The 10,433-nt window shown below is 57.3% G+C and carries 9 protein-coding genes; 4 read left to right on the top strand and 5 right to left on the bottom strand.

The window, feature by feature from the left end:
- From ACLQ7H_RS02675 to ACLQ7H_RS02685, 3 genes are all read left to right on the top strand, one after another.
- The coding region (locus ACLQ7H_RS02675) for an ADP-ribosylglycohydrolase family protein (protein ID WP_411751337.1) at positions 1-927 on the top strand (927 nt) is incomplete at its 5' end.
- Positions 928-935: 8 nt separating this feature from the next.
- On the top strand, positions 936-2,333 hold the full coding sequence (locus ACLQ7H_RS02680; protein WP_411751338.1) for a purine-cytosine permease family protein: 1,398 nt from the start codon (positions 936-938) through the stop codon (positions 2,331-2,333).
- On the top strand, positions 2,330-3,259 hold the full coding sequence (locus ACLQ7H_RS02685; protein WP_411751339.1) for a PfkB family carbohydrate kinase: 930 nt from the start codon (positions 2,330-2,332) through the stop codon (positions 3,257-3,259). The genes ACLQ7H_RS02680 and ACLQ7H_RS02685 overlap by 4 nt, the downstream gene beginning before the upstream one ends.
- A gap of 36 nt (positions 3,260-3,295) precedes the next feature.
- On the opposite strand, the gene ACLQ7H_RS02690 is transcribed toward ACLQ7H_RS02685, so the two are convergent.
- Both ACLQ7H_RS02690 and xapA read right to left on the bottom strand, forming a co-directional pair.
- Entirely contained in the window at positions 3,296-4,555 is a 1,260-nt protein-coding gene (locus ACLQ7H_RS02690) for a nucleoside permease (RefSeq protein ID WP_411751340.1), read from the bottom strand.
- Positions 4,556-4,627: 72 nt separating this feature from the next.
- A complete protein-coding gene (xapA, locus tag ACLQ7H_RS02695; protein ID WP_024529143.1) occupies positions 4,628-5,449 on the bottom strand; it encodes a xanthosine phosphorylase in 822 nt (273 codons plus the stop codon).
- Positions 5,450-5,584: 135 nt separating this feature from the next.
- On the opposite strand from xapA, the gene ACLQ7H_RS02700 reads away from it, so the two are divergent.
- The gene (locus ACLQ7H_RS02700) at positions 5,585-6,499 is read left to right on the top strand and encodes a LysR family transcriptional regulator (protein WP_411751341.1); all 915 of its coding nucleotides are present in this window, start codon (positions 5,585-5,587) and stop codon (positions 6,497-6,499) included.
- On the opposite strand, the gene ftsP is transcribed toward ACLQ7H_RS02700, so the two are convergent.
- The 3 genes from ftsP to parC form a co-directional block, all read right to left on the bottom strand.
- Positions 6,496-7,911 carry a cell division protein FtsP gene (gene ftsP / locus ACLQ7H_RS02705; protein WP_411751342.1) on the bottom strand — a complete coding sequence of 472 codons (1,416 nt, stop codon included), beginning with the start codon at positions 7,909-7,911 and terminating at the stop codon, positions 6,496-6,498. The genes ACLQ7H_RS02700 and ftsP overlap by 4 nt on opposite strands.
- 98 nt (positions 7,912-8,009) lie before the next feature.
- Positions 8,010-8,741 carry a 1-acylglycerol-3-phosphate O-acyltransferase gene (locus ACLQ7H_RS02710; protein WP_411751343.1) on the bottom strand — a complete coding sequence of 244 codons (732 nt, stop codon included), beginning with the start codon at positions 8,739-8,741 and terminating at the stop codon, positions 8,010-8,012.
- A 289-nt stretch (positions 8,742-9,030) separates the two neighbouring features.
- Positions 9,031-10,433, bottom strand: a 1,403-nt coding sequence (gene parC / locus ACLQ7H_RS02715) for a DNA topoisomerase IV subunit A (protein ID WP_411751344.1), incomplete at its 5' end; no start/stop codon positions are given.

Below are 10,433 nucleotides of genomic sequence, written 5' to 3' on the forward strand. Positions count from 1 at the left end.
TGGCCATTACAACAGGTTAGTGATTATTTTGGTTGGATCACCCACTTCCTGCCTGGCCCGGCAGAAAATATCGCAGCAAACGGCTTTATCGCCGGGGAATACACGGATGACACCCAGCAAGCAGTGGCCTTGATGGATGCACTGTTGGCCGCCGAGGGCCGGGTCGAGCCGGAACGTATTGCTCACCACATCATGCTGTGGGCAGAACGGATCGGAGCCTTTGAGAAAAACATCCTCGGCCCCAGCTCCAAAGCCGCGCTGTTGGCGTTTCGCGCCGGTACGCCGGTGGCAGAGATCGCCGCTAACGGCGTGACCAATGGAGCAGCCATGCGTGTCGCTCCGTTAGGCTGCCTGCTGCCAAGCGGCGATTTGCCAGCATTTATTGACGCGGTACGGCAGTCTTGCAGCCCGACCCACAAGTCGGATATCGCCGTGGCCGGTGCTTTTGCCATTGCCTGGGCCGTTAGCCGGGCTATCGAAGGTGCGGATTGGGCCACCATCAAGCAAGAACTGCCCGCACGGGTGGAGCAGGTGCAACAGCAACACATCACCACCTTCAGCCCTTCGCTCAGCCGCCGTCTGGTTTGGGCGCTGGAGTTCACCGCTAACCTGAGCCATCGGCAGGATAGTGAAGCATTGGCAGAGCTTTACCACACCGTCGGTGCCGGGATGGACACCATCGAGTCTATCCCGATGGCGTTAGCGCTGGTTGAACTGGCAGACACCGATCCGCAACGTTGTGCGATCCTGGCTGCCAATCTGGGTGGAGATACCGATACCATTGGCGCCATGGCAACGGCAATCTGCGGGGCCTTACGCGGTGTAGCTGCCTTCCCGGCGGAGTGGATTGCCACGATCAATAGCGCCAATCAAATAGATTTTGAGCCCTACGCGGCCGCTCTCCTCAGGCTGCGAAAACAGGAATAAATCGCACTATGAGTGAAATCAACCGCAGTGAGACATGGAAAGTAGAAAGTACCGGGATCGATCGCGTACCGGATGCCGAGCAGACCGGTAAACCGCTCGAGCTGTTCTGGATATGGTCTGCCGCCAACATCGGCATTCTCGGCGTGGTCTATGGGGCAATTATTGTCGCGTTCGGCCTGTCCTTTATCCAGTCAATCCTGGCCGCATTGGTCGGCGTAGCCAGTTTTGCTTTGGTCGGTTACACCAGCTTCGCCGGGAAACGTGGCCGTACCTCTACTTTGACCTTATCGCGGGTGATTTTTGGCCTGAAGGGCAACATCGCCCCCACCACCTTCAGTTGGATCAACCTGATGGGCTGGGAAGCGGTGAACGTCATTACCGGCACGCTCACTCTGGCAGCGCTGTTCCAAGCCCTGGGCCTGGGTGAAAGCCACTCTCTGACCGCTTTCAGCCTGTTGCTGTTTGGCGGCTTGACCATCGTAGTCAGCCTGCTGGGCCAGAACACGGTAGTCTGGATGCAGAGCTGGTTCAGCCGGATATTCGGCACCATGACGCTGATTGTGGTGCTGTATATCGTCTTCACCACCGAATGGGGCAAAGTGCTGTCACTGCCTTCTGGCAGTTGGTTGACCGGCTTCCTGCCCGCCGTTTCGGTGATCGCCGCCGGTACCGGGATCAGTTGGGCCATTGCCGGGGCCGATTACAGCCGTTATCAAAGCCCTGAATCTTCAGACAAAAGCATCTTTGCCGCCGTGGTTGGGGGTGCCTGTCTGCCTCTGATCCTACTGATGTTCACCGGCATTCTGCTTTCGGTACAGCTGCCGGATCTGGCCAGCGCCGCCAACCCGATTGCGTTAATCGGTTCGGTGCTGCCAAAGTGGATGGCTATCCCCTATCTGCTGGCCGCGACCGCCGGGATCGTCACTATTGCCGTGCTCAGCCTCTACTCCGCCAGCCTTAACCTGCTAACGCTAGGCGTGAAGGTGAAACAGTCGCTGGCCGTCTCCATTGACGCCGTGGTGATCCTTGGCATCGCCATCTATGTACTGTTTATCTCTGGCGACTTTATGGGGCCATTTATCTCTTTCCTGGTGTTCTGCGGGGTATTCCTTGCCGCCTGGGAAGCCATTTTCATTCTCGATTATGCTAAAGTGCGCCGTCATCATGGTTACGACGGCAATGCCCTGTACGGCCTGAACGGCCAGAACCGTGGTGTGCGTAAAGTGCCATTATTCTGCTGGTTCCTCGGTGCCTTGTGTGGGCTGCTGGTGACCAAAACCGGCTTTATCGATGGCCCATTAGCTAAAGGCCTGTTCGCTGATTCCAGCCTGGGGCTGTTCGTTTCCTTCCTGGTCAGCCTGATTGCCTATGGCCTCTATCTGGCAAGTCGCAAAGGACATCAATGAGTGAGTTTGTCGCAGTAAAACCGATTCTGGTGATAGGCGGTGCCGTAGGTGACGTGGTTCTCACGCTGCCAAAGCTGCCAGTCAGCGGTGAAGATATCGAAGCGCAGCCGCAAGAGCGGCAGATTGGCGGTTGCGCCTTCAATGTAGCACGGGCGCTACGCCGTCTGGATGTCCCCGTGATTAACGGTATGCCGGTCGGCAACGGAGACTGGGGAGTGGCCATCGAAGCCGCCATGCAGGAACTGGACCTGCCGGTGCTGCTACGCCATGGCCAGTTGGATAACGGTTGGTGTCTGGCGTTGGTGGAACCCAACGGTGAACGTACTTTTGTGACCGTAACCGGCTGTGAAGCCCATTGGAATAAGGCGCAGTTGACCACCCTGCCGCTAACGCCGGAAACGGTAGTGTATGCCAACGGCTATGAACTGGTGGGGGAATCTGGTGAAGCACTACGCGACTGGCTTACCCGCCTGCCGTTCGACCAGTGGCGGCTGCTGGATCCCGGCCCACGCGTCGGTCAGTTGGGTGCCGAGTTTTTCGCCATGCTTAGCGACAGCCACACCTTGCTGACCCTCAACCGTGACGAAGTCGCGATCTTGTGTGGGGAAGGCGACGCAGTCAGCGCAGCGCAGCGCTATGCCACAGCGCATAACATTACCCTGATCTGCCGGTTGGATCGTGACGGAGCCTGGATCTGTGATGGCCGTAATGAACCACAGCATGTGCCCGTTTACCCGGTTGACGTCGTCGATACTATCGGTGCGGGAGATGCCCACTGCGCGGGTTTGTTAGCCGGGCTTTCCGCAGGTCTGCCACTGGTGCAAGCCGTCGATCTTGCCAACCGCGTCGCCGCCTGCGTGGTGGCCAGCCGTGGTGCCGCCGGAGCTCCAGACTGGCAACAACTGCAACAACGTTTTCCTGCCTGATATCACAGGGGCTGAACTCAGCCCCTGTGTTTTACCTTAATGCGCCTTCTGCAGGTCGCCTTTCATCTCTTCCGGCCGATGTTGGTAGTTGAAAGACAGGGCAAAAATCACCCCCAGCACCAGCGTATAGGCGGCAAACACCAGCCAGATACTCTGCCAATCTTTCACCCCGTTATGGGTGAAGAAGTCCACAACCTCGCCGCTGGCGATGGCTCCAACGTAAGCCCCTGCACCGTTAACCATGGTCATAAACAGCCCCTGAGCGCTGGCACGAATGCGGTGGTCGGTTTCTTTCTCCACAAAGATGGCGCCGGAAATATTGAAGAAATCAAACGCGCAGCCGTAAACGATCATTGAAAGCAGAAGCAGCAGGAAGCCGAACCCGGCAGGCGTTCCGTAAGCCAGGAACAGGAAGCGCAGCGTCCAGGCCGCCATGCTGATCAGCATCACCTGCTTGATGCCGTATTTGCGCAGGAAGAACGGGATGGTGAGGATGAAAAACACCTCAGAGATTTGCGACAGGGAGAGCAGCACCGAAGGATAGCGCACGCTCAGGCTGTCCTGATACAGCGGGTTAAGGGAGAAATCGTGCAGGAACGGGTTGCCAAAAGTATTGGTGATTTGTAGCGCCGCCCCCAGCAACATGGCGAACAGGAAGAACACCGCCATGCGCTTTTGCTTGAACAGCACAAACGCATCCAGCCCCAACATGCTGACCCAGCTTTGCGAGCGTTTCACCTTGTTGGTCGGGCAATTTGGCAGCGTCAAGGAGTAGACCGCCAGCAGCAGCGACACCGCCGAAGCCAGATACAGCTGCATATTGCTCAATTCAATGCGGCTAAAGCTGATCAACCACATCGCCAGAATAAAGCCCACGGTGCCATAAACCCTCACCGGCGGGAAATCCTTGACCGTATCAAAACCGTGCTTTTCCAGACAGAAGTAAGAAATGGCGTTGGAAAGCGCCATGGTGGGCATATAGACCATCGCGTTGAACAGCATCACCCAGAACATCACCATCGGCTGATCGACCTGTGCGGCGTAGTACAACGCCACCGCCCCCAGCAGATGACACAGGCCATACAGACGGTTGGCCTTGATCCAGCGATCGGCAATGATCCCTGCCAGGCTTGGCATGATCAGCGCGGCGATCCCCTTCGAACTGTACACCATGCCTACCTGTGCCCCGCTGAAGTGCAAGGTGTTGATCATGTAGGATCCCAACGTCACCAACCAGGCGCCCCAGATAAAGAACTGGAGAAAGATCATCACCTTCAATCGTGTTTTTATTGCCATTACCATCACCTATTGTTGTGATTTACGCGGCAAGGTAGGGCTTGCCGCGGGGTAGTCGGATGGAAATAAGAATTACAGCGTTTTGAAGAACTCGCGGATCAGGCGCATAAAGTCGTCTGCCGCCAGCGCGGCGCAGCTTAGCGTTTGTTCATGGGAAAGCGGCGTATCGGATAACCCTTCGGCATAGTTGGTCATCGCCGAGACCACCAGCACTTTCAGGCCGCAGTGCCGGGCCGAAAGCACCTCTGGCACGATCGACATCCCCACCACGTCACAGCCCAGCGTCTGCATCATGCGGATCTCGGCCGGGGTTTCAAAGTTCGGGCCGGTGTAGGCGGCAAACACTCCTTCTGCCAGTGGGATACCGGCCTTGGCCGCTACCGCCGCCAGTTGCGCACGCAGGTCACGATCGTAGGCGTTAGCCAGGCTGAAGAAGCGTGGACCAAAACGCTCGTCGTTAGCCCCCACCAGCGGGGATTCCGGCATAAAGTTGATGTGGTCGGTCAGCGCCACCAGGCTACCCGGAGCTACCGATTTACGCAGTGAGCCAGCGGCATTGGTCGCCAGCAGGAACTCACAGCCCAGTAGTTTGAAGGTGCGCACGGCGGTGGTCATCACCTGCATGCCACGGCCTTCGTAGAAATGCCCACGCCCTTTCATGCACAGCACTGGTACACCCTCTAACCAACCCGCCACCAGTTGCCCTGCATGGCCCACTACGCCGCTCACCGGGAAACCCGGAAGTTCGGTATAGTCGATGGTCACGGCGTCGGTCATTACGTCTGCCAGCGCCCCCAGCCCCGATCCCAAAATCAATGCAGCGCGAGGTTGAAAGCCGGGTAGTCTGGTCCGCAGCACGTCGGCACAAGAAAAAGCATCGTCTTGATTAAACATAGTATTCTCTTCTGTAGGGGGATAATTTCATTCCCATAGTAGAGAGCGACAGCGGGTGGCGACCAATACATTGTTGCCCGCTGATTTATTCTGTTTACCTATAAATACCCTGCATCGGGAGGCCCGAAAAAAACCATGAAAAAGCCACTACCCGACCCTAGCCGGATCAACTTTCGTCTGCTGCACTATTTCCGCGTGGTGGCAGAGGAGATGAACTTTACCCAGGCCGCACAGCGGCTGAACATGTCCCAACCGCCGCTCAGCAAACATATCAAAGAGCTGGAAAGCCAGTTGGGGGTCGAGCTGTTCAAACGCACTACCCGCTCGATGGCGCTGACGCAGGCTGGCCGCACGCTGTTCCATAACGTCGAAACGTTGCTCGATCAGGCGGGCAATGCGCTCAATCAGGTGCAGCAACTGGGCCGTGGCGAGGCTGGCCATATGGTGATTGGCATGGTAGGCACCTCGGTCTGGGGCGGTTTGATCCCGGCACTGAAACGCTTTACCGGGCAGGAAGAGAAGGTCACCTGGACGCTGAATGAACAAACGCCCAGCCAGCAGATTATTTCATTGCAGAAGCGGCATATCGATATCGGAGTCTGGCGTGAGGCAAAACAACAGGCGCTGCCAGGGCTAGCCTGTCAATTATTGGCGCGGGAGAAGATCTCAGTGGTGCTGCCGATGGAGCATCCACTGGCAACGGGGGAAGAAATCCAACTCCCCGCCCTGGAGCATGACAAATTTATCGTGCTACCGCCCAACGAGGCCAGCCTGGGGCTGTATCTGCACAATCTGTGTCTGCAACATGGCTTTGCGCCGGACATCGTCCACCAGGTCAATGAACCGCAAACCTTGATGGCGCTGGTGGCGGAGGGCTTTGGCATCACGTTACTGCCGGACAGCTACGGGCGCATACCGTGGCCCGGCGTGCGGTTCTGCCCGTTGCAGGCGGCCCCTTCGGCGGATCTGTATGCGATCTACCACGCCGAAAGTGCCACACCGGTGGTGAAGGCGTTCCTGAAAATGCTGCGGACGCCCGGGGCTGTTTAAGCGGAAGCCTGGACCACAAACTGGCCGGTCGAACCGCGATCGGCCATTTCCAACGTCTGGCTGTAGAACAGGAATGGGAAGTGCTCCGAAGAAACCTGATTGAAGTACACCAGCAGCTCCACGTCACCATCAACCCAGACGGTATCCTTCCAGCCGCGATCTTCCGCCATCGGCTGCGCGCCATTAACGCGCTTAATCAGGAACTGCACGCCTTGGATGTGGAACGCCTGCGGCGTATCGGCATGAAGGGTCCAACGCTCCCAGGTGCCCTGCATCGTTTGTACGTCGATGCGGTTCATGTCCCAGATGGCTCCGTTGATACCGGCCATCTTGTCCCCCAGACGGAATTCACGCGAGCGGCTGACGTTACCATCCAGCAGTTGATCCGCCAGCAGGCGCATCGGCAGATTGTCGGTGACCAGCGGCAACAGGCCCGTCGGTTTCAACGTCAGTACCTGGGTAGAAACCAGGATACTAGAAGGTTCAAACAGGCCGCGCAGACGATCCATGATCCCTGCCGCTTCACCGGCGGTGAGGGTCACTTCAGCCCCCTGCGACATGTCGATCAGCACTTCGCGGCGCTCACCTGGAGCCAGAGAAAGTTGCTGTACCGCGACCGGTGCAGGCAGGAACCCTTGATCGCTGGCGATCACGTTAATCGGCCGCCCATCACTCAACTGCAATGAATAGCGCCGTGAGTTTGAGGCGTTCAGCAGGCGCAGGCGAACCCAGCCACGTGAGACTTCGATAAACGGGTTCTGCACGCCGTTGACCAACAGCGTATCGCCAATAAAGCCCCCCTGTGCCGGAGGATCGTATTCCGGCGTACCGAAGTTATCCAGGCGCTTGTCCTGAATGATCAGCGGAAAATCATCGACGCCGTAATGGTTCGGCAGCGGCAGGTTTTTACTGATTTCATCCTCAACCAGCCATAGGCCGGCCAGGCCGTTGTAGACGTGCGGAGCCATACGGTTCGGCGTGTTGGCGTGATACCAGCAGGTGGCCGCAGCCTGACGAATAGGGATAACCGGCGACCAGTCTACGTTAGGCGATATCATGCGCGGCGCACCGCCCATCAGGGTACCTGGTACCTGTAACCCGCTGATGGTCATCGATACCGGCTCGGGCAGGCGGTTGCTGTAGATCAGTTTGACGTCGTCACCGTTGTAGACCCGCACCGTCGGCCCCAGATACATGCCGTTAACGCCCCAGACGGACGCTTTGCGGTTGTCCATAAAGGCCCAATGGGCACGTTGCAGGGTTAAAAACAACGGCTGGCCACGGCGGGATTCCAGCAGTGGCGGGATCGGTAACGGAGTTGGCATCCCGCTCGCTTCAGCCCTCAGCGGCACCGTTCCCGCGCATAGCGCCAAGCCCGATGCTTGAATAAACTGACGTCGACTGAGTGACATATCTTCTCCATGAAAACAAAGCTGAACCTTGTGCAAAGCCCCGCTAAAACAGGGCATAAACGGCATGAGGCCGTATGAAAATAGCTTACTGCGTTCTATTATTTTTTGGCGGTGTTCAATTGGGCGACTTCCGCATCCAACTGGTCAATCTTCGCCTTCATCAGTTCGCGGCAATGGGCCGCCAGCTCACGCACCTGTTCTTTACTGTAATGACTGGTATCGACCGGTTCCAGCATCTCCATGATCACGTGGCCGTTATTCCAATGGTTCAGCTTGACCTTGTCGGTAGAGGAAACACAGATCGGCACAATCGGCACACCGGCCGCGATCGCCGCGTGGAATGCACCGGTTTTAAACGGCAGTAATCCACGGCCACGGCTGCGGGTTCCTTCCGGGAACATCCAGATCGAGATGTCCTGTTTCTTGAAGGCCTCCACCACCTGAGCAATGGTGCCATGGGCTTTGGCGCGGTTATCCCGGTCGATCAGCAGGTTACCGGTCAACCAGTAAAGCGGGCCGAAAAACGGGATCCACACCAGGCTTTTTTTGCCTACGGTCACGGTGCGCGGCTGTACCGCATTAGAGACCGTCACCATGTCGTAGTTGTTCTGATGGTTGGCAATGTAAATACATTTGCCGTTATTGTCCGCGCTAGCAGGCTTACGGAGTTCAACCTTGATGCCGAGCGCTGTCGACAGGCGGCCAAACAAATGGCCAAAGGTCGCTACATGGCGGGGGTTACGCGGGCTGAACAAGCAGTAAAGCGAACCGAAAAAACTCACCAACAGACAATAGACCGTGACGATGAACGCACGTAATATCAATAACATAACAACCTCATTAGCACACTGCCAACCCAGCCGCTGAGCAGCCGGGAAGATTTCTTTTTGTATGAGGAGCGCAGGCGGAAGAACGCGCGGCGCTTCTAAGTTCTCTATTTTCCTGCCAGCCAGCGATCGGCACAATAAATTTATAGCCGGAAAAATTAACTAACTTAAAAAATACATCAGATAAAAAAGCCCTGAACGGGTACAGCATACAAGCGGGCGCAGCATGCAGCGCCCCTACGTAGGAATACCTGCGATCGCATGGGCGCAGTTTATTGCGCCCATGCAGGGTTTACTCTTCGCTGTCACCCAACGATTCGCGCTCCGGCATATCCACCTCAACCCGATCGATACGCTGCAGGCCACGTGGCAACAGCGTGCCTTTACGGCCACGCTCGGCGCGGAATTTCTGCAGATCTTCCGGACGCAGTTTCAGCTTGCGTTTGCCCACGTGCAGGGTGATCGAAGTCTGCGGCGGCAGGACGAACAGCCAGGCCAGTTTATCTTCCCCACTGGCAGCCTGCGCCGACGGTATCGAGATAATCTTGTTGCCCTTGCCCTTCGACAGCTGCGGCAGATCGGCGACCGGGAACATCAGCATACGACCCGCGGTGCTGATAGACAGCAGCATATCGTCGCTGCCGTGGATTTCCATCGGCGGCAGCGCCTTGGCATTGTCCGGCAGGGTGATCATCACCTTACCGGCGCGGTTGCGTGCGACCAGATCGTTGAAGGTACACACGAAGCCGTAGCCAGCATCGGAAGCCATCAGCAGTTTCTGATCGTCCGCAGCCATCAGCACCTGCTCGATGGTGGCACCTGGCGGTGGCGTCAGCTTACCGGTTAGCGGTTCACCCTGGCCACGTGCCGAAGGCAACGTCAGCGGATCGAGCGCATAGCTGCGGCCAGTCGAGTCGATGAACACCACCGGCTGGTTAGTCTTGCCGCGCGCGGCGGCAAGGAAGCTATCCCCGGCCTTGTAGCTCAGGCCGCTCGGATCGATATCGTGGCCCTTGGCGCTACGCACCCAGCCCATTTGCGACAGCACAATCGTCACCGGCTCTGAAGGCACAAAATCGTGCTCGCTCATGGCCTTGGCTTCTTCACGTTCGGTCAACGGTGAACGACGATCGTCGCCATAAGCCTGCGCATCGGCCTGGATCTCTTTCTTGATCAGGTTGTTCAGCTTGCGCTCGGAAGCCAGCAACGCCTGCAGATGATCGCGCTCTTTTGCCAGCTCATCCTGCTCGCCACGGATCTTCACTTCTTCCAGCTTGGCCAAATGACGCAGCTTCAACTCAAGGATCGCTTCGGCCTGAGTATCAGAGATGCCAAACCGCTGCATCAACACCGGCTTTGGCTCATCTTCGCTGCGGATGATGTGGATCACTTCGTCAATATTGAGGAACGCGACCAGCAAACCTTCCAGAATATGCAACCGCTTGAGCACTTTCTCCAGGCGGTAATTCAGGCGGCGACGCACCGTATCGCGGCGGAAAGCCAGCCATTCGGTAAGGATCTCCACCAGCCCTTTGACCTGCGGGCGGTTATCCAGGCCGATCATGTTCATGTTGATGCGGTAGCTGCGTTCCAGATCGGTGGTGGCAAACAGGTGGTTCATCACCTGTTCCAGATCGATGCGGTTTGAGCGCGGCACGATAACCAGACGGGTCGGGTTTTCGTGGTCGGACTCAT

The organism is Serratia sp. (in: enterobacteria) (assembly GCF_046715635.1).
Classification (GTDB): Bacteria; Pseudomonadota; Gammaproteobacteria; order Enterobacterales; family Enterobacteriaceae; genus Chania.